At 59.5% G+C, this 21,005-nt stretch carries 21 protein-coding genes; 5 read left to right on the top strand and 16 right to left on the bottom strand.

Annotation, left to right across the window (positions count from 1 at the left end):
- Positions 1–48: 48 nt before the first annotated feature.
- The 7 genes from MN186_RS12130 to MN186_RS12100 all read right to left on the bottom strand — a co-directional run bounded on the left by MN186_RS12130 (position 49) and on the right by MN186_RS12100 (position 7,198).
- Positions 49–2,253 (bottom strand): 3-hydroxyacyl-CoA dehydrogenase NAD-binding domain-containing protein, encoded by a 2,205-nt coding sequence (locus MN186_RS12130; RefSeq protein WP_242114628.1) that lies wholly within the window; start codon positions 2,251–2,253, stop codon positions 49–51.
- A 15-nt stretch (positions 2,254–2,268) separates the two neighbouring features.
- Positions 2,269–3,474 carry an acetyl-CoA C-acetyltransferase gene (locus tag MN186_RS12125; RefSeq protein ID WP_242114627.1) on the bottom strand — a complete coding sequence of 402 codons (1,206 nt, stop codon included), beginning with the start codon at positions 3,472–3,474 and terminating at the stop codon, positions 2,269–2,271.
- 17 nt (positions 3,475–3,491) lie between these two features.
- Positions 3,492–4,127, bottom strand: a complete 636-nt coding sequence (locus MN186_RS12120) for a glutathione S-transferase family protein (protein ID WP_242114626.1) — start codon at positions 4,125–4,127, stop codon at positions 3,492–3,494.
- A gap of 24 nt (positions 4,128–4,151) precedes the next feature.
- Positions 4,152–4,364, bottom strand: a complete 213-nt coding sequence (locus MN186_RS12115; RefSeq protein ID WP_242114625.1) for a hypothetical protein — start codon at positions 4,362–4,364, stop codon at positions 4,152–4,154.
- Positions 4,365–4,392: 28 nt separating this feature from the next.
- Positions 4,393–6,165 (bottom strand): acyl-CoA dehydrogenase C-terminal domain-containing protein, encoded by a 1,773-nt coding sequence (locus tag MN186_RS12110; RefSeq protein WP_242114624.1) that lies wholly within the window; start codon positions 6,163–6,165, stop codon positions 4,393–4,395.
- Positions 6,166–6,176: 11 nt separating this feature from the next.
- On the bottom strand, positions 6,177–6,578 hold the full coding sequence (locus MN186_RS12105) for a MerR family transcriptional regulator (RefSeq protein ID WP_242114623.1): 402 nt from the start codon (positions 6,576–6,578) through the stop codon (positions 6,177–6,179).
- A 251-nt stretch (positions 6,579–6,829) separates the two neighbouring features.
- Entirely contained in the window at positions 6,830–7,198 is a 369-nt protein-coding gene (locus MN186_RS12100) for a MerR family transcriptional regulator (RefSeq protein WP_242114622.1), read from the bottom strand.
- A gap of 164 nt (positions 7,199–7,362) precedes the next feature.
- Here MN186_RS12100 and MN186_RS12095 point away from each other — a divergent pair, with 164 nt between their 5' ends.
- Genes MN186_RS12095 through MN186_RS12085 form a run of 3 tightly spaced genes read left to right on the top strand, consistent with a single transcriptional unit; the run spans position 7,363 to position 9,676 of the window.
- The gene (locus MN186_RS12095; protein WP_242114621.1) at positions 7,363–7,854 is read left to right on the top strand and encodes a PaaI family thioesterase; all 492 of its coding nucleotides are present in this window, start codon (positions 7,363–7,365) and stop codon (positions 7,852–7,854) included.
- Positions 7,851–8,366 (top strand): PaaI family thioesterase, encoded by a 516-nt coding sequence (locus tag MN186_RS12090; protein WP_242114620.1) that lies wholly within the window; start codon positions 7,851–7,853, stop codon positions 8,364–8,366. The genes MN186_RS12095 and MN186_RS12090 overlap by 4 nt, the downstream gene beginning before the upstream one ends.
- Positions 8,363–9,676, top strand: a complete 1,314-nt coding sequence (locus tag MN186_RS12085) for an MATE family efflux transporter (RefSeq protein WP_242114619.1) — start codon at positions 8,363–8,365, stop codon at positions 9,674–9,676. The genes MN186_RS12090 and MN186_RS12085 overlap by 4 nt, the downstream gene beginning before the upstream one ends.
- Here the strand turns inward: MN186_RS12085 and arsC are convergent.
- Genes arsC through MN186_RS12070 form a run of 3 tightly spaced genes read right to left on the bottom strand, consistent with a single transcriptional unit; the run spans position 9,673 to position 11,410 of the window.
- Positions 9,673–10,014: an arsenate reductase (glutaredoxin) gene (gene arsC, locus MN186_RS12080; protein WP_242114618.1), complete on the bottom strand. Its 342-nt coding sequence runs from the start codon at positions 10,012–10,014 to the stop codon at positions 9,673–9,675. The two genes, MN186_RS12085 and arsC, sit on opposite strands and share 4 nt — an antisense overlap.
- On the bottom strand, positions 10,011–11,075 hold the full coding sequence (locus MN186_RS12075; protein ID WP_242114617.1) for a quinone-dependent dihydroorotate dehydrogenase: 1,065 nt from the start codon (positions 11,073–11,075) through the stop codon (positions 10,011–10,013). Before MN186_RS12075 ends, arsC begins: the two co-directional genes overlap by 4 nt.
- Positions 11,072–11,410, bottom strand: a complete 339-nt coding sequence (locus tag MN186_RS12070; RefSeq protein ID WP_242114616.1) for a DUF952 domain-containing protein — start codon at positions 11,408–11,410, stop codon at positions 11,072–11,074. The genes MN186_RS12075 and MN186_RS12070 overlap by 4 nt, the downstream gene beginning before the upstream one ends.
- Positions 11,411–11,589: 179 nt before the next feature.
- Here MN186_RS12070 and MN186_RS12065 point away from each other — a divergent pair, with 179 nt between their 5' ends.
- A complete protein-coding gene (locus MN186_RS12065; RefSeq protein ID WP_242114615.1) occupies positions 11,590–13,161 on the top strand; it encodes a bifunctional metallophosphatase/5'-nucleotidase in 1,572 nt (523 codons plus the stop codon).
- A 55-nt stretch (positions 13,162–13,216) separates the two neighbouring features.
- Here MN186_RS12065 and MN186_RS12060 read toward each other — a convergent pair whose 3' ends face one another.
- Complete coding sequence (locus MN186_RS12060) at positions 13,217–13,774, bottom strand: flavodoxin family protein (protein ID WP_242114614.1); 558 nt, start codon at positions 13,772–13,774, stop codon at positions 13,217–13,219.
- A 118-nt stretch (positions 13,775–13,892) separates the two neighbouring features.
- Between MN186_RS12060 and MN186_RS12055 the strand changes: the two genes are divergently transcribed.
- On the top strand, positions 13,893–15,419 hold the full coding sequence (locus MN186_RS12055) for a malonate--CoA ligase (RefSeq protein WP_242114613.1): 1,527 nt from the start codon (positions 13,893–13,895) through the stop codon (positions 15,417–15,419).
- Positions 15,420–15,488: 69 nt separating this feature from the next.
- On the opposite strand, the gene MN186_RS12050 is transcribed toward MN186_RS12055, so the two are convergent.
- The 5 genes from MN186_RS12050 to MN186_RS12030 are packed head-to-tail and all read right to left on the bottom strand — an operon-like array spanning position 15,489 to position 21,004.
- Positions 15,489–16,814: an NAD(P)/FAD-dependent oxidoreductase gene (locus MN186_RS12050; RefSeq protein WP_242114612.1), complete on the bottom strand. Its 1,326-nt coding sequence runs from the start codon at positions 16,812–16,814 to the stop codon at positions 15,489–15,491.
- A 5-nt stretch (positions 16,815–16,819) separates the two neighbouring features.
- The gene (locus MN186_RS12045; protein WP_242114611.1) at positions 16,820–18,166 is read right to left on the bottom strand and encodes a glutamine synthetase family protein; all 1,347 of its coding nucleotides are present in this window, start codon (positions 18,164–18,166) and stop codon (positions 16,820–16,822) included.
- Positions 18,163–18,975: an ABC transporter permease gene (locus tag MN186_RS12040; RefSeq protein ID WP_242114610.1), complete on the bottom strand. Its 813-nt coding sequence runs from the start codon at positions 18,973–18,975 to the stop codon at positions 18,163–18,165. Before MN186_RS12040 ends, MN186_RS12045 begins: the two co-directional genes overlap by 4 nt.
- Entirely contained in the window at positions 18,972–19,862 is an 891-nt protein-coding gene (locus MN186_RS12035) for an ABC transporter permease (protein ID WP_242114609.1), read from the bottom strand. Before MN186_RS12035 ends, MN186_RS12040 begins: the two co-directional genes overlap by 4 nt.
- Complete coding sequence (locus MN186_RS12030) at positions 19,859–21,004, bottom strand: ABC transporter ATP-binding protein (protein ID WP_242114608.1); 1,146 nt, start codon at positions 21,002–21,004, stop codon at positions 19,859–19,861. The genes MN186_RS12035 and MN186_RS12030 overlap by 4 nt, the downstream gene beginning before the upstream one ends.
- Position 21,005 lies beyond the last annotated feature (1 nt).

Here is a 21,005-nt window from a genome sequence, read left to right as displayed (position 1 = left end):
CGGCCCGAAGCAAGCTCCGGGCCGGTTTGAAATCAATAACCTGTTCGCTTATGCCGCGTCTTTTGCAGTATCGAACCGGCCATAGAACGTGTCGCCCTTGTCGGCCAGATCGCGCAGCAGTGCAGGCGTGGTGAACCGCGCGCCGTGGGCGTCTGTCAGACCGTCACAGATCTCGACCGCCTTATTCGCGCCGATCATGTCCAGCCAACTGAACGGGCCACCTGACCACGGTGCAAAGCCCCAAGCCAGAACCGCGCCCACGTCACCTTCGCGGATGTCTTCCAATACGCCGTCTTCCAGCGCGCGGACGGCTTCCAGAACTTGGGCCATCATCAGGCGATGCTTAACCTCGGACAGGTCGGGCTGATCTTCCGATAGCGGGAATTTTTCGCCCAGACCGTCCCACAGACCGCTGCGTTTGCCCTTTTCGTCATAGTCATAAAAGCCCGCTTTGGCCTTGCGACCCATGCGTCCCTGATCGGCCATCCAGAAGATGATTTCGTCCACCGCTTCGTCGGGATAGTCATCGCCCATCGCGGCCTTGGTCGCCTTGGCGATCTTGACCCCCAGATCAATCGAGGTCTCGTCGACCAATTGCAGCGGCCCCACCGGGAAGCCAAGCAGTTTCGCAGCCCCTTCGACCAGCGCAGGCGCAACGCCTTCGCCAACCATGCGCATCCCTTCGTTGATATAGGGAATGATGCAGCGGTTGCAGTAGAAGAAGCGCGCGTCATTGACCACAATCGGCGTCTTGCGGATCTGGCGCACGTAATCCAGCGCCTTGGCGACCGCGCGATCTCCGGTTTCCTTACCCTTGATGATCTCGACCAACATCATCTTCTCGACGGGCGAGAAGAAGTGGATGCCGATGAACTGATCGGGCCGCTCCGACGCCTTGGCCAGCTCGGTGATCGGCAAGGTCGAGGTGTTGGTGGCATAGATGCAATCTTCGCCCACGACGGCCTCGACCTTCTTGGTCATTTCGGCTTTTACGCCTACATCTTCAAAGACCGCCTCGATGATCAGATCGGCACCTTTAAGCGCGTCCAGATCCGTCGTTGCAGTAATCGCGGCCAGCACGGTCTCTTTCTTCTCAGGCGTTGCCTTTTTGCGGGCTATGCCTTTGTCCAGATAGCCCTCGGAATAGGCTTTGCCGCGATCTGCTGCTTCTTGGGTCTGGTCGATCAAAACGACCTCGATCCCTGCCATGGCGGATACCAGTGCAATGCCAGCCCCCATCATGCCAGCGCCCAACACGCCGACCTTCTTAACCGATTGATCAGCCACATCTTTTGGACGTACAGCGCCTTTTTCCAAAGCCTGTTTGTTGATGAACAGCGACCGGATCATTGCGCTGGAGGACGGGTTCATCAGCACGTTCACGAACCAGCGGCATTCCACGCGCAGCGCGTCATCAAACGGCACCAAAGCGCCCTCATAGACCGCCGAAAGCAAAGCTTTGGCGGCCGGATAGACGCCATTGGTCTTACCGTGGATCATCGCTGCCGCGCCCACAAAGGTCTGGAAGCCAGCAGGGTGATAGGGCGCGCCGCCGGGCATTTTGTAGCCCTTGGCGTCCCACGGTTTCACGATGTCGGCGTCAGTGGCGTTCAGCACCCACTCCTTCGCGTGGGCCTGTAGTTCGTCTGGTGCGACAACCTCGTCGATCAGGCCAGCCGTTTTCGCTTTGTCCGGGGCGACGGTCTTGCCTTCCACAAGGAATGGAGCAGCCGCCATCGCGCCCATCTTGCGCACAAGGCGCGTGGTGCCACCTGCGCCCGGGAAGATTCCGACCATGATTTCCGGCAGGCCGATCTTGGCCTTCGGGTTGTCCGCTGCGATGATGCGGTGACAGGACAGCGGGATTTCCAGACCGATGCCAAGCGCGGTGCCGGGCAGGGCAGCGACAATTGGTTTGCCGCCTTTGTTGGTCTTGGGATCCATGCCTGCGCGTTCGATCTTGCGCAGCACGCCATGCATACCCATCACACCGTCAAACAGACCCTTCGCCGGGTTGTCACCCGCGTCGTTTTTCATTTGCGCGATAACGTTCAGGTCCATGCCTCCGGCAAAATCTTTCTTGCCGGATGTGATGATTGCGCCTTTTACGGCGTCGTCTGCCAGTATGGTGTCGATATGTGCATCCAACTCGCGCAGGGCGTCATAGGACAGCACGTTCATGGATTTTTCCGGCACGTCCCAAGTGATGGTGGCGACGCCATCGGCGTCCACGGAATAGTGAAAATCAGCCATTTTAACGTCTCCTTCTTATACGCGTTCAAGAATGGTTGCCGCGCCCATGCCAGAGCCGATGCAAAGCGTGGCAAGACCGGTTTCCTTGTCCGACCGCTCCATTTCATCCAGCAGGGCGCTGAGGATCATCGCCCCGGTGCCGCCCAGCGGGTGGCCCATTGCGATGGCGCCGCCGTTCACGTTAACTTTGTTCGTGTCGGCATCGAATGCTTGGATGAAGCGCAGCACGACAGAGGCAAACGCTTCGTTCACCTCAAACAGGTCGATATCACCGAACGACATGCCAGCGGCTTGCAGAACACGCTCGGTCGCGGGAACGGGTCCGGTCAGCATTATCGTGGGATCGGTGCCAACTTTCGAGGTCGCGCGCACGCGCGCGCGGGGCTTCAGCCCGTGACGTTCGCCGAATTCTTTGTTGCCGATCAGGATCGCAGCAGAGCCATCCGCGATACCCGACGAGTTCCCCGCGTGGTGCACATGGTTAATCTTTTCCAGATGCGGGTATTTCAGCAGGGCCACAGCGTCAAAGCCCGGCATCGCCTCGCCCATCGCTTTGAACGAGGGGGTCAGTCCACCAAGCGTCTGCATCGTGGTTTCGCGGATCATCTGATCCTCGGACGTGATCTCAAGCCCGTTCTGATCTTTCACCGGAATGATCGACTTAAAGCGGCCATCGGCACGCGCAGCAGCGGCGCGTTTCTGGCTTTCGACGGCATAAGCGTCGCAATCGTCACGGCTGAAACCAAATTCGGTCGCGATGATGTCAGCCGAAATGCCTTGCGGCACGAAATACGCTTTCATCGCTAGGAACGGATCGGCGGCAATCGCGCCACCATCCATGCCCATCGGCACACGGCTCATGCTTTCTACGCCACCGGCGATATAGCCGTCGCCCGCGCCGCCTTTGACTTGGTTGGCGGCCATGTTCACGGCTTCCAAGCCTGATGCACAAAAGCGGTTGATCGACACGCCCGGAATGCGTTCGTCCAGATCGGAATAGAGCACCGAGGAACGGGCCAGACATGCGCCCTGTTCGCCCACTTGGGTGACGTTGCCCCAGATTACATCCTCGACGGCGTGGCCTTCAAGGTTGTTACGTTCTTTCAGTGCGTTCAGCGCAATTGCGGAGAGGCGCACGGCGGTCACCTCGTGCAAGGTGCCATCTTTCTTGCCCTTGCCACGCGGGGTGCGCACGGCGTCATAGATATAGGCGTCGGTCATTATTCGTCCTTTCGAAATCACGCACGGTCCGCAGGGGAGCCGGGCATCAGGTCATAGGGGTGTTTCCAGCCGGGCGTGTCCGCAATGCGGGTCAGCCAGGCGTCGATTGCGGGCCATTCAGCGCGGTCGAAGCCGAAGGGTTCAGGGTAAAAAAGGTAGCCAGAGCACGAGATATCAGCGAGCGTGATGGCGTCGCCAACCAGCCAGTCGTTCTTGCTCAGCTCGCCTTCCAGCACCTCATAGGCGGATTTCAGGCGACCTTGCATGAAGGTGATAACTTCGGCCGGGCGCTTGTCTTCGGCCATGAAGTTTATCAGGAACCGGGTCATGCCCGCCTGACCGGACAACTTGTGATTGTCCCAGAACAGCCAGCGCAGGATTTCGCGACGCTCGTTCGCGCTGCGCCCGCCCAATTTGCCGGATTTCGAGGACACATAGTCCTGAATGACCCCAGATTGCGACAATGTCACATCCCCGTCGATCATCACCGGCACTTCGCCCATCGGGTTCAGTTCGCGAAACTCGGGTCTGCGGGTTTCGCCGTTGAAGAAATCGACGAAGACGGGCTCCCATTTCAGGCCGGACATTTCCAGTGTCAGCGCAGCTTTATAGGCGTTTCCGCTTTCACCAAAGCAGTAAAGTTTGATCGTCATCTGGTCCCTCCGGGCGTGGCCCAATCAGCGTTTGCGCGCGTCCAGTTCCGAATTGAACAGCCGCAAGCGTGCGGTCAGGTTGTCGTGATCCGTCACGCTGTCGAAATGTTCGAACAGGAAAGACAAAGCCTCGCCTTCATCAAGCCCGGCCTCACGCGCGAAACGCTTTAGGCGGCGATAGCCGTCTTCGGTCATCGCACACGGGAAGCGGCGGGTCAGTTTGAAGCGTTTGGGCATTGTCTCTCCTCAGCTTGGTTGGCGTGGCTCAGAACTGCTCCGCGTCCAGTGCCATGACCGTATCTGCACCGCTTTCGATGCGCGCCAGATGCATCCCCGTGGCGGGTAGGCGGCGTGCCATATAGTAACGCGCGGTGGTCAGCTTGGTCTCGTAAAACGTGGCGTCAGTGGCACCGGCTGCAAGGGCGTCCAGCGCGGCACGCGCCTGTTGCGCCCAAGCGTAGCCCAGGCAGACATAGCCAAACAGGTGCATGAAGTCATAGCTGCCAGCGAGCGCGTTGTTGGGATTCTTCATGCCGTTTTCCATGAAGTACATTGACGCGGCTTGCAGGTGTTTGGATGCCTCTTTCAGTGGTTCGATGAAATCCTTCATCTCGTCGCCGTTCTGTTCTTTGCAGTACGATTTGATCAGCTCGAAGAACGCCATGATCGGCTTGCCACCATCGGCGGCGAGCTTCCGGCCCACCAAGTCCAAAGCCTGAACGCCATTTGCCCCCTCATAAATCTGGGTGATCCGGGCGTCGCGGACAAATTGGCTCATGCCATGTTCTTCGATATATCCGTGCCCGCCATAGATCTGCTGAGCCAGAACGGTCATGTCAAAGCCCTGATCTGTCAGGAAGCCTTTCAGAACCGGGGTCATCAGGCTGATAAGGCCATCCGCCTCTTTATCTTCTGCGCGGTGCGCTTGGTCGATCAGTTGCGCCCCCCACAGAAGGAAGCCGCGTCCGCCTTCGACAAAGCTTTTCTGATCCATAAGGGACCGGCGAATATCCGGATGCACGATCAAAGGGTCGGCGGGGCCATCGGGGTTCTTTGGCCCCGTCACGTCGCGCCCTTGCAGGCGGTCTTTGGCATATTCAACGGCGTTCTGATACGCAGCTTCGGCTTGCGCCAAGCCTTGCATGCCCACGCCCAGACGGGCCTCGTTCATCATGGTGAACATGGCGCGCATGCCTTTGTGCATGTCGCCCAGAAGATAGCCGGTTGCCTCGTCATAATTCATCACACAGGTCGCGTTGCCGTGGATGCCCATCTTGTGTTCGATATTACCGACGCTGACACCATTGCGCGCTCCGACTGAGCCATCTTCGTTCACGTTGAACTTCGGCACGATGAACAGCGATACGCCCTTGATGCCATCCGGCCCGCCCGGGATTTTCGCCAGCACAAGGTGAATAACGTTATCCGCCATGTCGTGATCACCGGCCGAGATAAAGATCTTTTGCCCCGTCACCTTGTATGACCCGTCGTCCTGCGGTTCGGCCTTGGTCCGCATCAGACCCAGATCGGTGCCGCAATGCGGTTCGGTCAGGTTCATCGTGCCGGTCCATTCGCAGCTGACCATCTTAGGCAGATAGGTCGCCTTCTGCTCATCCGTGCCATGCGCCAGAATGGCCGAGGCCGCACCGTGGGTCAGGCCCTGATACATGGTGAAGGCCTGGTTCGCGCCGGAAAACAGCTCGCCCACTGCGGTTCCCAGCAGGACCGGCATATTCTGGCCGCCGAATTCTTCGGGCATGTCCAGCCCGGTCCAGCCGCCTTCCTTCATTTTTTCGAACGCATCCTTGAAACCTGACGGCGTGTAGACCACGCCGTTTTCCAGTCGGCACCCTTCTTGATCTCCCACCACGTTGAGGGGTGTCAGAACCTCGTTAGCAAGCTTGCCGGCCTCTTCCAGAACTGCCGCTGTGAAGTCGGGCTCAAGTTCGTCATATCCCGGTATTTCCAGTTTCTCGGCCTTCAACACTTCGTGCAGAAGAAAGCTCATGTCCTTGGTTGGCGCGGTATAGCTGGGCATATGGGGCGTCCTTATCCTTGGTCTTTTGTGTCATCGTCAAGCGTGGCGATTCTATCGCTCACCCACTTCAATTGTTCGGTCAGATCGTCGATGGCGTCGTCCAATTCTTCGCGCTGCCGTTTCAGGTCGGCAAGATGACCTGAGGCCACTGCGTATGTGCGTTGCAGCTGCGTTTTTTGCTGATCGCCACGGTCATACAGATCCAACAACTGCCGGATTTCCTCTAGCGAGAAGCCGAAGCGCTTGCCGCGCAGGATCAGCTTTAACCGCGCGCGGTCGCGCCTTGTGAACAGGCGTTTCTGCCCTTCGCGAATAGGGGCGATCAGTTCCTTCGCCTCGTAAAACCGCAACGTGCGTGCGGTAACGCCATAAGCGTCACACATTTGGCGAATGGTCAAAAGTTGGTCGGTCATACTCTCTCCAATCATTACCCGACGCCGGTCGCGTTGTCTGACCAGCACGTTATACAATATAGGTTTACGTTAACGTAAATGAAACGTGACGTCAGAAGTTTTGTTGTCGTTACGTCACGTCGAAATCTTCACACGTGCCATAAGACTGCGATGTCCACCATGCGCCGGGCTTTCTTTAGGTCAAGCCAAGCTGGGATTTCCGATATGATGCGCGGACAGCGGCTTGAAAACAAGGGCCATCGGCCTTGGGGTCAGTCCAGCGCCTGGGCCACGTCGTCGCGCAACTTTTGCAAGTCGCGGATGCTTTCCGCCAGATCTTCTTGCTGCGCGCGCAGGCCGAGCAACTGGCGATCTGCCAATTCAACCCAAGCGCGGTTTTGCGCCTCGGTGCCTTTTTCATCATAGATCAGTAGCCACTGACGCAGTTCTTCCAATGAAAAACCGAAGCGCCGCCCGCGCAGAATCAGTGTCATGCGTGCGACTTCGCGTGGGGTGTAGAACCGGGCGCGGCCTTCTTTTTCGGGGCTCAGAAGCTCAATATACTCGTAATATCTGAGCGTGCGCGGCGTGACGTCGAACTTCGCGCACATTTCCTTGAAGTTCAGTCGATCGTCGGTCATCGGTGCCCCATGAACTATCCTGTTGCGCACAACCTAGTCGAGCCGCGCTGGCGGTGCAATTGCGTAGAACCACGGCCCCGCCAACGGTGCCTATCAAAGTTGGGGCTGGACGCGCGGTAAGCCATTGCCAATAAATGGCACGAACAACCAGAAGGGGCTGCGTGATGATCAAGAATCTGACGCCGGAAAAGAAGGCCGAGATTGCACGGAAGTTCACCGAGGCCATTCCCCATTGCGGAGCTCTGAGGATGACCCTTGATGAACTGGGGGACGGCGAGGCGGTGATGTCCATGCCATACGACAAGCGTTTCATTGGCGATCCGCGTTCCGGCGTGATCCACGGCGGCGCTGTGTCGGCGCTGATGGATACCTGTTGCGGATCGGCTGTGATGAGCCACCCTGACGCCCCGGCGATCACCGCCACCATTGATCTGCGTATCGACTATATGCGCCCCGCGACGCCCGGCCAAAGGATCACTGCCCGCGCCACGTGTTATCACGTCACGCGATCGGTTGCCTTCGTGCGCGCTGTGGCGTTGGATGAAGATGAAAGTCGGCCCGTGGCCACGGCAACCGGCGCATTTTCAGCAGATGGCGACCCGAAACGGAGATCTACCGAGATCTCGACCGAGATCAGCGGGAGCGACAAACCATGAGCATCCCGCCAAAGCGTCTGCGCCCCGAATCGGTCGAGGTGGTCAAGAAGCGCCGTGACGACACCCTGTCGGCGATTGTGGACTGCGTACCCTATCTTCAGTTTCTGGGCATCACGGTGGAGCGGCACGGGGATGAGCTGACCGCAGTTTTGCCGTTCTCCGAACAGCTGATCGGCAACCCCCTGCTGCCAGCCATCCACGGTGGTGTCACGGCGGCCTTTCTGGAAACGGCTGCGGTGATCGAACTCAGTTGGGTGTCACTTTGGGAGGACATGGAGACAGGCAAGCTGGACCCCGGCACGCTTGGGCCCGACAACCTGCCCTATTTGCCGAAAACTATCGACTTCTCGATCGACTACCTGCGGTCGGGCCTGCCGCGTGACGCCTATGCGCGTGCGCGGATCGTGCGGCAAGGGCGGCGCTATGCGTCGGTGCATGTCGAGGCATGGCAGGACCAACGTAACAAACTTTACGCACAGGCGACGGGCCATTTCCTGATGCCCCAGCAATGACCGCACGCGCCGTGCAGATCACCCACCGCCGGATTCTTGCGGTCGCGGGGCCGATTGTCTTGTCCAATGTGACCGTGCCGATACTGGGCGTCGTGGATACCGGCGTTATCGGACAGTTGGGCGAAGCCGCGCCGATTGGCGCGGTTGGCATTGGTGCGGTGGTGATCACGACGTTCTATTGGCTGTTCGGCTTTCTCAGAATGGGCACCACGGGCCTGACGGCACAAGCCTATGGCGCCGGGCGATCAGGCGAGGTATCGGCGATGCTGACCCGCGCCTTAATGATCGCGGGAACGGCTGGGCTGGCGGTCGTTGTGCTGCAAATCCCGCTGTTCTGGGCGGCGTTTCAAATCGCACCAGCCTCGGCCGAGGTCGAGGGTATGGCGCGCGACTATCTCTCGATCCGGATCTGGGGCGCGCCGTTTGCCATCTCGATCTATGCGCTGACCGGCTGGCTGATCGCGCTTGAGCGCGCCAGATCCGTGCTGGTGCTGCAGGTCGCTATGAATGGTATCAATATCGCGCTGGACCTGTGGTTCGTCCTTGGTCTGGGCTGGGGGATCGAAGGCGTGGCCGTGGCCACCTTGATCGCCGAATTTGGCGGAGCGGCACTGGGGTTGTGGCTGTGCCGGGACGCTTTCCGCAACCCGGCGTGGCGCGAGCGTGCACGGGTTCTGGACCGAGTGATCTTGACCCGTATGGCCGTTGTCAACTCCGATATCATGATCCGTTCGCTGCTGCTGACTGCAATTTTCACCAGCTTCATGTTCTTTGGCGCACGTTTTTCGGATGTCGAACTCGCGGCCAACCAGATCCTGCTGCAATTCCTGAATGTAACGGCTTACGCGATGGACGGGTTTGCCTTTGGGGCCGAGACGTTCGTGGGCCAGGCGCTGGGCGCGCGCAACAAGGCCGCGTTACGTCGGGCGGCGATCATGTCCAGCCAATGGGGGGCCGGGATTTCGGCCCTGCTGGCGTTGGGGTTTCTGTTGTTCGGGGGGGCGGCGATAGACCTGATGACCACCGCCGAAGACGTGCGCGTGACGGCGCGGGTATTCCTGATCTATATGGTGTTCGCGCCGCTTGTGGGGTGGCCGTCATGGATGCTGGACGGCATCTTTATCGGCGCGACCCGCACGGGCGACATGCGCAACATGATGATTGTGACGGCCGTGATCTATATCATCTCCGTGCTGACGCTGATGCCGCTTTTCGGCAATCATGGGCTTTGGCTGGCGCTGTTGGTGTCGTTCATAGCGCGCGGCGTCACGCTGGGCCTGCGTTATCCGGCTTTGGAGGCATCGACCTAAAGGATTTCTGTGACGCGGTCCGGCGGGCGCCCCACACGAGCCTTGCCATCTTTGATCACGATGGGGCGTTCGATAAGGATCGGATGGGCGACCATCGCGGTAATCAAATCGTCGTCAGGCGTGTCCTTGGTCAATCCCAGCTCTTTAAATCGCTTCTCACCTGTGCGGGTGATGTCGATTGGTGCCGCATCCAGCGCGGCAAGAACGGCGCGCAGGGTGGCTTCGTTAGGTGGGTCGTCCAGATATCGACGCACGGTCACGTTCTCGCCGCGGTCTTCCAGGATCGCCAACGTCTGGCGCGATTTCGAACAGCGGGGGTTGTGCCAGATCTCGGTCATAGCCAATCCTTTCGTCCTGTGCCCACGGCGTCCGAGACATGCTCGAAGCCGTCGCGTTCCAGTAATTCATCAAGACCCAGCGCGATTTTCTCGACAAGGCTGATGCCGTGATAAACCAGTGCCGAATAAAGCTGCACGATCGAGGCGCCCGCGCGGATCTTTTGATATGCGTCCTCGGCCGAGGCTATGCCGCCGACACCAATCAGCGGCATCGTTCCTTCGGTTAATTCCGACAAGCGCGCCAGCACGCGGGTGGATTTCTCAAACAAAGGGGGGCCGGACAGGCCGCCGGCCTCGTCCTTGTGGTGGCTGCGCAGGCCGTCGCGTGACAGGGTAGTGTTGGTGGCGATGATCGCGTCAACTTTAACTTCTTGGGCGACGCTTGCGATTTCGGCCAGTTCAGCATCGGTCAAGTCGGGGGCGATCTTCAGAAAGATCGGCGTATGTTTATCCAGCCCCTCGCGCGCCTCAAGCACGCCGGACAACAGGCCGCGCAACGCATCTGCCCCTTGCAGATCGCGCAGTTTTTCCGTGTTTGGCGAACTGACATTGACGGTGGCAAAATCGACAACTGGGCCGCAGGTTTCCAAAACCCGCACGTAGTCCGCCGCGCGGTCGTCGCTGTCCTTGTTAGCCCCCAGATTCAATCCCACCGGCACCGGGCGAAGCCGCGACCGGCGGCCCAGACGCGTGGCAGCGGCGTCCATGCCTTCGTTATTGAAGCCAAAGCGGTTTATAACGGCCTGATCTTCGGTCAGTCGAAACAAGCGCGGCTTGGGGTTGCCGGGCTGCGCGTGGGGCGTTACCGCGCCGACCTCGACAAAGCCGAAGCCCGCTTGGGTCAGGGCGTCGACGACGGTTGCATTCTTGTCGTAGCCCGCCGCCAACCCTACGGGGTTCAGAAGGTCCATGCCGCAGAATTTGGTCTTCAGCCGGTCGGTCGTCACCACCCCCGGCAAGGGCACGACGCCTGCCTTTAGCGCCGTGAGTGACAGGGCGTGCGACCGCTCGGGGTCCATCTGGTGCAGCGCCTTTAGCGCGAGTTTTTCGATTTGGGTCATGCCATTGTCTCGGGGAAGATATGTCCATCAGGACTAATAGGCAGGTCTTGGTGCCAAAGCACCTCGGACAGTAGAAGTTCACGATACAGGTGCGGAAACAGCGCGCCGCCGCGCGAAGGCTCCCATTTCAACTGCGCGCCCATGGCGTCAGCCTCAAACGCGACCAGCACCAGCCCGTCCTCGCCTGCGAAGTGCTTGGCGGCGGTCTCGCGCACCTGTTCGGCGGTTGAGAAATGAATGTACTCATCCGCCAGATCGACCGGCGCACCGTGCGTCTGGCCTGCATTCTGGAACATTTGCCATTCATCGGCGCGAAGAATTTTGTAAATCTGCATAATCCTGATGTGCCGCGCTGGCGCCGTGTCGTCAAGCTGCATTGGTTTATCTGTGCAAATGGACTGCGCGTGGCAGGCCAGCTGGCGCTCTGTAACACACCTCCCGTATCACGGTCTTTGACAAGGTGGCCCGGCTGCGCCAACCTGTTTGCAAATTGTCCATAAAAGGGAGCTTTCGAATGATTATACGTTTCATGACAACGGTTGCGGCGCTGGCCGTGACCGCAGGGGCGGCGTCAGCAGATTACACGCTGACCGTGTTGCACACCAACGACTTCCACGCCCGGTTCGAACCGATCAGCAAATACGATGCGGGGTGTTCGGCCGAGGATAACGCCGAAGGCAAGTGCTTCGGTGGCTCGGCCCGTTTGGTCAGCGCCATCGCGGAAGCGCGCGCGCGGTCCAACAACTCGATCCTTGTGGATGGCGGCGACCAGTTCCAAGGATCGCTGTTTTATACCTATTACAAGGGCAAGCTGGCCGCCGAGATGATGAACAAGATGGGATATGACGCGATGACCGTGGGCAACCACGAATTCGACGACGGCCCCGAAGTGCTGCGCGGCTTCATGGATGCGGTGGATTTCCCGGTCCTGATGTCCAACGCCGATTTTTCAGGCGAGGAATTGCTGGCCGACAAGCTCGCAAAATCCACGATCATCGAACAGGGCGGCGAAAAACTGGGCCTGATCGGCCTGACCCCGCAAGATACCGATGAACTGGCATCGCCCGGCCCCAACGTGATTTTCACCGATCCGGCGGACGCCGTGCAGGGCGAGGTCGACAAGTTGACCGAGCAGGGTGTGAACAAGATCATCGTTCTAAGCCACTCTGGCTATGGCGTGGACCAACGAGTTGCCGAGGAAACGACCGGTGTCGATATCATCGTGGGCGGCCACACCAACACGCTTTTGTCCAACACGAACGAGGATGCCGTTGGCCCCTATCCGACCATGGTGGGCGACACTGCCATCGTTCAGGCCTATGCTTACGGCAAGTTTCTGGGCGAGTTGAACGTCACCTTCGATGACGACGGCAAGATCACCGAAGCTAAGGGCGAACCGATCATCATGGACGGCTCGGTTGCCGAGGATGAAGCGACTGTCGCTCGCATCGCAGAAGCCGCCGTGCCTCTGGATGAAATTCGCAACGAGGTCGTTGCCGAAACCTCGGAGGTTATTGATGGCGAACGCGAAACCTGCCGCGCCGTCGAATGCGCGATGGGCAACCTGATTGCCGACGCTATGTTGGACAGGGTCAAGGACCAGGGCATCCAGATCTCGCTCCAGAACAGCGGCGGCATTCGTGCTTCAATCGACGCGGGTGATGTGACAATGGGCGAGGTATTGACCGTACTGCCCTTCCAGAACACCCTGTCCACCTTTCAGGTCAGCGGTGAAACTGTCGTCGAGGCGCTTGAAAACGGCGTCAGCCAGCACGAAGAAGTCGCAGGCCGCTTTCTGCAGGTGGCCGGGCTGAAATACACGTTCGATCCGTCGAAACCCGTTGGCGAACGTGTGTCCGAGGTTTTGGTGATGCAAGATGGTGAATGGGTCGCGATTGATCCGGCCAAGACCTATGGTATCGTTTCGAACAACTATGTGCGCAACGGCGGCGACGGTTACAAGATGTTCCGCGACGCTGAAAACGCCTATGATTTCGGGCCGGATGTGGCGGATGTTCTGGCCGAATACATGATTAAGACCGCGCCTGTCGCGCCCACGGTAGAAGGTCGTATCACTCAAAAATAAGTCGGCATCTTTGTCGCGTGACCCCTGCCGCAACAGTGGCGGGGGTTTTTCTTTGTCAGCAGCCCGCCGCCCAACGTTGCGTGACCGAAGCGACCCGTTTGCCAAACCTGCGCGCCGTGGCAAGGTCATCAGCTGGCAGGTCGTCCGCTGCCCCGAGTTGTTCCGTCACCATCAGGCCCAGCCAGCTTCCGTATCGGTTCAGGCCTGGGCGGTCCGGCTTGACCGGCGCGCCGATATCTGACGGACCGACCCAGATCATCCCCATTTGCGCGGCAAAGACAGATAAACGTTGCAGCGTCGCCAGCTTGTCACCCGAGGGGTGGATGGCGGTGGTGAAGCCCGCGCCGATCTTGTCGACCCAATGCCCGTGTTCCCACCGCGTGTCGACCTGTTCAAGAAACAGGGAAAAGCGCGCAGCGGCCGACCCCATATAAGTGGGTGCGCCAAAGATGATGGCGTCTGCGGCGTCCAGCGCCAGCCAATCCTCGGATGTGATATATTCGACATCAATCAGGCGGGTGGGCGCGGCGGCACCTTCAGCAATCGTCTGTGCGATGCGCCGCGTATGGCCGAAGCCCGAGAAATAGGGGATGCAGATGTTAGGGTCTTTCATGCGCCCAACATGGGATAATTGAAAGGTTTGTCAATTTGATCATACCCCGCCCCGTTTCGGGCCCGATTGACCCGCACGCCCTGCGCCGCTAATCCCGATCCAACGACAGGAGGCCAAAATGTACGACCAGAACCACCTTGCCCGCGCGATCACTTCCGGGTCAGACGGACGCCACGATGCCCCCTTCCTGATCAACGGGCAGACCGAAGCGGAGACGACTTATGGGCAGTTCTGGGCCAATGCCGAACGCATGGCCGCCGCCCTTGTCGCGTTGGGGCTTCGCCCCGGTTATCGCGTCGCAGTGCAGGCCCAGAAAGCGCCTGAGATGCTGGAGCTTTACGTCGGCACCGTGCTGGCAGGTGGCGTGTTCTTGCCGCTGAATACGGCCTATACAGCCGATGAGATCGCGTATTTTCTGGACGACGCCAGCCCCCATGTTTTCGTGTGTGATCCCGCGCAAGTAGACGGGCTGAGCCCGGTCGCGCAGCAGGCAAATGTGACCCGTATCCTGACGCTGGGTGCGGGGGGTGATGGGACCCTGATCGACCAACGCGATGCGCAGTCTAGCGGTTTCAAAGCGATCCCGCGCGGCCCGCGGGATCTGGCGGCGATCCTATACACCTCGGGCACCACGGGGCGGTCGAAAGGGGCGATGCTGACGCATCGCGCACTGGCGTCAAACAGCATGACGCTGTGCGACTATTGGCGATTTTCGAACCGGGACGTACTGATTCACGCGCTGCCGATCTATCACACCCATGGGCTGTTTGTGGCGACCAATGTGACGATGATGGCAGGCGGCGCGGCGATTTTTCTGCCCAGTTTCGATGCGGATGCGATCATTGAGGCCATGCCAAGCGCAACGGCCCTGATGGGGGTGCCGACCTTCTATACCCGGCTTCTGAAAGATCCCCGCTTGACGGAGGCGTCGCGGAATATGCGGCTGTTCGTGTCTGGCTCGGCCCCACTTCTGGCCGAGACACATGCGCAGTGGAGCGAGGTCACGGGCCACGCGATCCTTGAACGTTACGGGATGACCGAAACCAACATGAACACCTCGAACCCCTACGACGGAGCGCGGCGCGCCGGGACCGTCGGGCTGGCTCTGCCAGGGGTCGAGGTCAAAGTCTGCGAACCTGAAACCGGCGCTGTGCTGCCTGAAGGTCAGATCGGTGTGCTTGAAGTGCGCGGCGACAACGTGTTTGCGGGCTATTGGGGAATGCCGGACAAGACGGCAGAGGAGTTGCGCCCCGACGGTTGGTTCATCACGGGCGATCTGGCGATGATTGACGCTGAGGGTTATGTGACCATTGTCGGACGCAGCAAGGATCTGATCATCACCGGGGGGTTCAACGTCTATCCGAAAGAGGTTGAGGCCGTGATCGACGATCTGCCCGGTGTGGAGGAAAGTGCCGTCATCGGTGTGCCGCATGACGATTTCGGCGAAGCGGTTGTCGCCGTCGTGGTGGCTGAGTCTGGCGCTGCGTTGGATGAGGCCAGTGTGCTTTCGGGTCTTGCTGGGCGTCTGGCAAAGTTCAAGCAGCCCAAATGCGTGGTTGTTGTCGAGGCTTTGCCGCGCAATACGATGGGCAAGGTCCAGAAGAACGTAATGCGTCAGATTTATGCCGGGGTGTTGGGGAAATAGGGGCCTTGCCCCTCTGCGCTGTCGCGCATTCACCCCAGGATATTTCGGGCCAGAAGAAACCGCGCAGGGTCAGCGTGGTGGCGGGCCGTCTTGCAGGCGGTAGCGCGCAAGTGCGGGGTAGAGATAGGCACGGCGGATTGCGGGGAATGGAAAGCGGGGCAGGGGGCGTGTGTGGACGGGTTCCTGTTGGCAGGTGCCAAGCGCCATATCAGCCAATTTTGCCCCAACCCAAGTGCCCATCGCGACGCCGTTTCCGTGATAGTTCATACCCGCCCATGCGTTTTCCCAGTCCCCGATCGGGCCTACATAGGGCAGCAGGTCACGCGACAGGCTGACGAGGCCTGACCAGAAATAAGGTGTCTCGACCTTGGCCCATGCGGGGAAAAGTGCGCCGAATTCGCGGGTCAGGCGCGCGCGCATCGTCGCGTGTGTTTTTTGGGTCGCGCGGATGTTGCCGCGTGACCCGAACAGAAAGCGCCGGTCGGGCAGCAGCCGGAAATAGTGCAGCAGGTGGCGGCTGTCATAGGCCATCAGGTCCGTGGTCCAGCCTTGTGCCTTGATTTCTTCGTCTGTCAGGGGGCGCGTCACCAGGATGTTGGATTGCAGCGGCAGGTAGCGACCTGTCATCCAGTCAGGCAGGCCGTCGGTGCCATAACCATTGGTGGCGAGGATGAGTTTGTCGGCAGTCAGCCGCCCGGTTGGTGTTTCGAGCAGGTAGGTGCCTTCTGAACGGGTGATGTTGGTGACCGGGCTGTGCGCATGGACGGTTACACCGGCTTTGCAGGCGGCTTCGGCAAGGCCGGCGGCATATTTGCCGGGGTTCAGCGCGAAGCCCAGCGGCACATGCAGCCCACCGTGGAAGGCGCCCGTCACGCCTTTTGCGGCCAAATCTGAACGTTCGATCAGCCGCGTCTTTACGCCATAGTTTGCCCATTCGTCCTGTTCGGCTTGTAGGGCCGACATGACGCGGGGGTGGTGGGCCAGCTGCAGCTCGCCGTCGGAGTGGGTGTCGGCGTCGATGTTGTGGGTGGTCAGAAGATCGCGCACCAGATCGATCGCGGCGCGCTGGGCAGTGACATAGCCGTGTGCCGCATCGGCTCCGAAAAGTTTGCGGATGGGGCCGATGCCCAGCTTGTCGCCGCCGATGCAGCAAAACCCTCCGTTCCGTCCCGAAGCGCCCCAGCCCGGGTTGTGGGCTTCCAGCAGCGTGACGTGAGCGCCCGCTTGCGCAAGGTGCAGGGCTGCCGACAGGCCGGTGTAGCCACCGCCGATGATGGCGACTTCGGCTCTCGCGTCGCCTTCCAGCGCTGGCCAGTGCCCTTGGGGCAGCGGCCAGATGCATTCGGCCCGCGCCGCGTCGCCATAGGCGTAGTCTTCGTAGATGCGGCGCGGCACGGGCGTCAGAGGCGGCCGAGATAGGCGCGGTATTCGATCTGGCTGATCTCGTTGGTCAGTTGGTCAATCTCGTCCAGCCGCACGGCGGCATAGATGTCACGATAGCGTTCGCCGAAGATGTCTGCGGCGATGTCTGATTGCGAAAACCGGTCGACCGCGCGGATCCAGTCGGCAGTCAGACGGGGGGCGGCTTCGGCTTTTGGATCATCAAGTGGCAAGGGTAATTCGGGGTTTGTTTCCAGCCCGTGCAACATGCCCCCTAGAATAGCCGTGATAACCAGATACGGGTTTACATCTGCCCCTGCGATGCGATGCTCCAGCCGGGCACCGGGGCCAGCGATTTCCGGCAGGCGCACACCGGCGGCGCGGTTATCATATCCCCAGTCGGGGGCCGAAGGTGCAAAGCTCATCGGGCGATAGCGGCGATAAGAATTCAGATGCGGCGCAAAGATCGCCTGCAATTCCCGCATCGTGTTCAAAGCACCGCCAACGGCGGCAAGCAGCGTGGCCGAGGCGTTGCCGCTGCCATCGTCAAAGATATTCTTGCCGTCCGTATCAACGACCGAGGCGTGCAGGTGCATCCCGTTGCCAGGAAAGTCGGCATAGGGTTTGGCCATAAAAGTGGCTTCCATACCGTGATTGCGCGCCACGCCGCGCACAAGGCGTTTGAACAGAAGCGCGGTGTCGGCGGCTTTCATTACGTCATGCGTGTGGTGAAAATTGACTTCAAACTGTCCCGGCCCGTATTCGGCGATCAGCGTGTCGGTGGATATACCCTGAATGGCGCACATTTCCAGAATGTCGTCCAGAACGTCTTGGGTGCGTTCCAGCACTTCAAGATCATAGTTCTGCGCGTCCGGGCTGCGGTCGGGCGGGGTTGGGGCTTCGTCTTCGCTTTTGCGGGGCTGGATCAGATAGAACTCCAATTCGCTGGCCAGAACCGGATGCCAGCCCTTGTCGTGGAACCGGTCGACCATGTTGGACAGCAACTTGCGCGAGGATAGTTCACTGATCTTCCCCGTATCCGGGTCAAGCATTTCGACCTGCACCTGCGTCATGTTGCCCTTGGCCCATGGCACCGGTTTTAATGACCCGGGGATGGGCACGATCCGTCCGTCAGGGTCGCCAACGACAATGCCAAGTCCCGTTTCCGAAACCTCGGCCCCAAGAATGTTGGGTGCATAGGTCGACAGGGGCAGACGCACCGCGCCTTCGGCAATTTTCTTTTCATCGTCTCCCGGCAGCCATTTGCCGCGCAAAACGGCGTTGATGTCGCACAGCATCAGCTCGATCCGGTCGGGGCGGCCATGTGTTTCGCAATAGGCGGCGTACTCGGCTAGAAAATTGCTCATTGGATGGCCTCTTGTTCGTCTTTCTGACGTTTGGCTATTGATCGTTTCGAGGTGAGCGAGGCGCCAATCACCCCCACCGTGACAAGACCGATCATGATGGTGGACAGGGCGTTAATTTCGGGGCTGACCCCCAGTCGGACGGCCGAGAAAATCTTGATCGGCAAGGTCGTCGAGCTGGGGCCAGAGGTGAAAGAGGCGATTACCAGATCGTCCAGTGACAGGGTGAAGGCCAGAAGCCAACCCGAGACGACGGCAGGCATGATGATGGGCAGTGTGACAAGACGAAACGCCTCGAACCCCGTGCAGCCAAGGTCAAGCGCGGCTTCTTCCAGCGATTGGTCGAATGTCACAAGGCGGGACGAGACCACGACCGACACAAAGCACATCGAAAAGGTCGTGTGCGCCAGAACAATCGTCAGCACCCCACGATCCAGCCCAATGGCGATGAACAGCAGCAGCAGCGACAGGCCGGTGATCACTTCGGGCATCACAAGGGGCGCGTAGATCATGCCCGAGAACAACGTGCGTCCCGGAAAGCGGCCCGCGCGCACCATGACATAGGCCGCCATGGTGCCCAGAACGGTGGCGATGGATGATGACATCACCGCGACCTTTAACGTAACCCAAGCGGCGTTCAGGAAGGCTTCGTTGCGGAACAGTTCGCCATACCACTTGGTCGAAAAGCCCGACCAGACGGTGACAAGTTTCCCTTCGTTGAAGGAGTAGGTGATCAGGATGATCATCGGAAGATAGAGGAACGCAAAGCCCAGCGACAGGGACACGGTGTTGAACCACGAAAGACGTCTCATTTCTGGGCCTCGCGCTGTTTTTCCTCGTTCCGCTGGAACAGGACGATGGGGATGATCAGAAGCAGCAGCAGCACGACCGCAACCGCCGAGGCAACGGGCCAGTCACGGTTCGAGAAGAACTCCTCCCACAGCACCTTGCCGATCATCAGGGTTTTTGACCCGCCCAGCAGGGCCGGGATCACAAACTCGCCCATGGCCGGGATGAAGACCAAGAACGAACCCGCGATGATGCCCTGTTTTGACAGGGGCATTGTCACCAGCCAGAAGGCGGTGAAACGCGAGCAGCCCAGGTCTTCGGCCGCTTCCAGCAGGCTTTCGTCCAGACGTTCCAGCGCAGAATAGATCGGCAGCACCATGAAGGGCAAATAGGTGTAGACGATGCCGATATAGACGGCGACGTTGGTGTTCAGGATGACCAGCGGGTCCGTGATGATGCCAAGATAAATCAGAAGTTGGTTCAAAAGTCCTTCGTTCGACAGGATTGCCTTCCACGAATAGACGCGGATCAGAAAGCTGGTCCAAAAGGGCAGGATGATCAGCATCATCAGGGTGGGGCGCCATTCATCGGGCGCGCGGCTCATCCCGTAGGCGATCGGATAGCCGACAATCAGCGTCAGCAGGGTCGAGATGACGGCGATCTTCAGGCTGGACAGATAGGCTTTCCAGTAGAGGTCATCGGATGCAAGCCAAGTGTAGTTTTCCAGATCAAGCCCGGCCCACCAAGTCTTGATCCCCTCCCACCCTTCGGCGATGTCCAGCGTGGGGGTGTAGGGCGGGATGGCCAGTTCGGTGTCCGAAAGGCTGATTTTCAAGACGATCAGAAAGGGGACCAGAAACAGGGCCAAAAGCCACAGATAAGGGACAAGGATCAGGCCAAGGCGTTTCATTGGTTCAGCACCACGCCAGCCGTTTCGGTAAAGCTGAGCCAGACCTTGTCTTCCCACGTGATCTGACGGCGTTGGATGCGGCGCGTATTGGCGACTTGTGCCTTGATCTGCTGGCCGGTCGGTGTCTCAATCACATAGGTGGACATGTTGCCCAGATAGGCGATGTCCAGCACTTTGCCCTTGATCACGTTGCTTTGATCCTTGGGACGCGAGGTGTAGATGTTCAGCTTTTCGGGCCGCACCGCCAGCGTCGCAACCGAGCCGGGAATGATATCATTGCGCGCAATGCCGGTCAGTTCGTTCTGACCCTCAGCCCAACTGATGGTCGCGTGGCCTTCGGTGGTCCGCGATACGTTGCCTTCGATCAGGTTTACATCACCGATAAAGTCAGCAACATAAATCGAGCGGGGCTCTTCATAGATTTTAGCAGGCGTGTCGACCTGAATGATCTTGCCGTGATCCATCACGGCGATGCGGCTGGCGACGGTCATTGCCTCTTCCTGATCGTGAGTGACGATCACAAAGGTCGTGCCGGTCTTTTCCTGAATGTCCATCAATTCGAACTGTGTGTCCTGCCGCAGTTTCTTGTCCAGTGCACCAAGGGGTTCGTCCAGCAGCAGAAGCTTGGGCGCCTTGGCCAGTGACCGCGCGAGCGCCACGCGCTGACGTTGCCCACCGGATATTTGATGCGGCTTGCGGTTGGCAAACTTGTTCAACTGCACCAAGGACAACATCTCTTCGATCCGCGCGGTGATCTGGTCTGTTGGCATCTTGTCGCGTTTCAGCCCAAAGGCGATGTTATCGGCCACCGACAGGTGCGGAAACAGCGCGTAACTTTGGAACATCATGTTCACCGCCCGCTTGTTGGGCGGGATGGGCGCGACGTTCTGTCCGTCGATCAGGATCTTGCCCTCGGTTGGGGTCTCGAACCCGGCCAGCATCCGCATCATTGTCGTTTTACCACAGCCCGACGGCCCCAGAAGCGCGAAGAATTCCTGAGCATAGATGTCGATGGACAGGTCATCAATTGCAGTAAAATCCCCCCACCGTTTGGTGACATTCTGAAACTGGATCAGGGGTTTGGCTTGGATATCGTCCCAGGGCGCGAAAACGCAGACCGGTGCACGTGCGGTGTCAGACATG

It is taken from the genome of Aliiroseovarius sediminis, assembly GCF_022678485.1.
GTDB lineage: Bacteria > Pseudomonadota > Alphaproteobacteria > Rhodobacterales > Rhodobacteraceae > Aliiroseovarius > Aliiroseovarius sediminis.
The sequence above is the reverse complement of the archived record's forward strand: the minus strand, read 5'-3'. Positions and strand labels throughout refer to the sequence as shown.

Coding starts and splice junctions, on each gene's coding strand:
- MN186_RS12130 (WP_242114628.1), bottom strand. CDS start 2,253: ATGGCTGATTTTCACTATTCCGTGGACGCCGATGGCGTCGCCACCATC.
- MN186_RS12115 (WP_242114625.1), bottom strand. CDS start 4,364: ATGCCCAAACGCTTCAAACTGACCCGCCGCTTCCCGTGTGCGATGACC.
- MN186_RS12120 (WP_242114626.1), bottom strand. CDS start 4,127: ATGACGATCAAACTTTACTGCTTTGGTGAAAGCGGAAACGCCTATAAA.
- MN186_RS12095 (WP_242114621.1), top strand. CDS start 7,363: ATGATCAAGAATCTGACGCCGGAAAAGAAGGCCGAGATTGCACGGAAG.
- MN186_RS12100 (WP_242114622.1), bottom strand. CDS start 7,198: ATGACCGACGATCGACTGAACTTCAAGGAAATGTGCGCGAAGTTCGAC.
- MN186_RS12030 (WP_242114608.1), bottom strand. CDS start 21,004: ATGTCTGACACCGCACGTGCACCGGTCTGCGTTTTCGCGCCCTGGGAC.
- MN186_RS12090 (WP_242114620.1), top strand. CDS start 7,851: ATGAGCATCCCGCCAAAGCGTCTGCGCCCCGAATCGGTCGAGGTGGTC.
- MN186_RS12065 (WP_242114615.1), top strand. CDS start 11,590: ATGATTATACGTTTCATGACAACGGTTGCGGCGCTGGCCGTGACCGCA.
- MN186_RS12055 (WP_242114613.1), top strand. CDS start 13,893: ATGTACGACCAGAACCACCTTGCCCGCGCGATCACTTCCGGGTCAGAC.
- MN186_RS12035 (WP_242114609.1), bottom strand. CDS start 19,862: ATGAAACGCCTTGGCCTGATCCTTGTCCCTTATCTGTGGCTTTTGGCC.
- MN186_RS12070 (WP_242114616.1), bottom strand. CDS start 11,410: ATGCAGATTTACAAAATTCTTCGCGCCGATGAATGGCAAATGTTCCAG.
- MN186_RS12085 (WP_242114619.1), top strand. CDS start 8,363: ATGACCGCACGCGCCGTGCAGATCACCCACCGCCGGATTCTTGCGGTC.
- MN186_RS12060 (WP_242114614.1), bottom strand. CDS start 13,774: ATGAAAGACCCTAACATCTGCATCCCCTATTTCTCGGGCTTCGGCCAT.
- arsC (WP_242114618.1), bottom strand. CDS start 10,014: ATGACCGAGATCTGGCACAACCCCCGCTGTTCGAAATCGCGCCAGACG.
- MN186_RS12125 (WP_242114627.1), bottom strand. CDS start 3,474: ATGACCGACGCCTATATCTATGACGCCGTGCGCACCCCGCGTGGCAAG.
- MN186_RS12040 (WP_242114610.1), bottom strand. CDS start 18,975: ATGAGACGTCTTTCGTGGTTCAACACCGTGTCCCTGTCGCTGGGCTTT.
- MN186_RS12045 (WP_242114611.1), bottom strand. CDS start 18,166: ATGAGCAATTTTCTAGCCGAGTACGCCGCCTATTGCGAAACACATGGC.
- MN186_RS12075 (WP_242114617.1), bottom strand. CDS start 11,075: ATGACCCAAATCGAAAAACTCGCGCTAAAGGCGCTGCACCAGATGGAC.
- MN186_RS12105 (WP_242114623.1), bottom strand. CDS start 6,578: ATGACCGACCAACTTTTGACCATTCGCCAAATGTGTGACGCTTATGGC.
- MN186_RS12110 (WP_242114624.1), bottom strand. CDS start 6,165: ATGCCCAGCTATACCGCGCCAACCAAGGACATGAGCTTTCTTCTGCAC.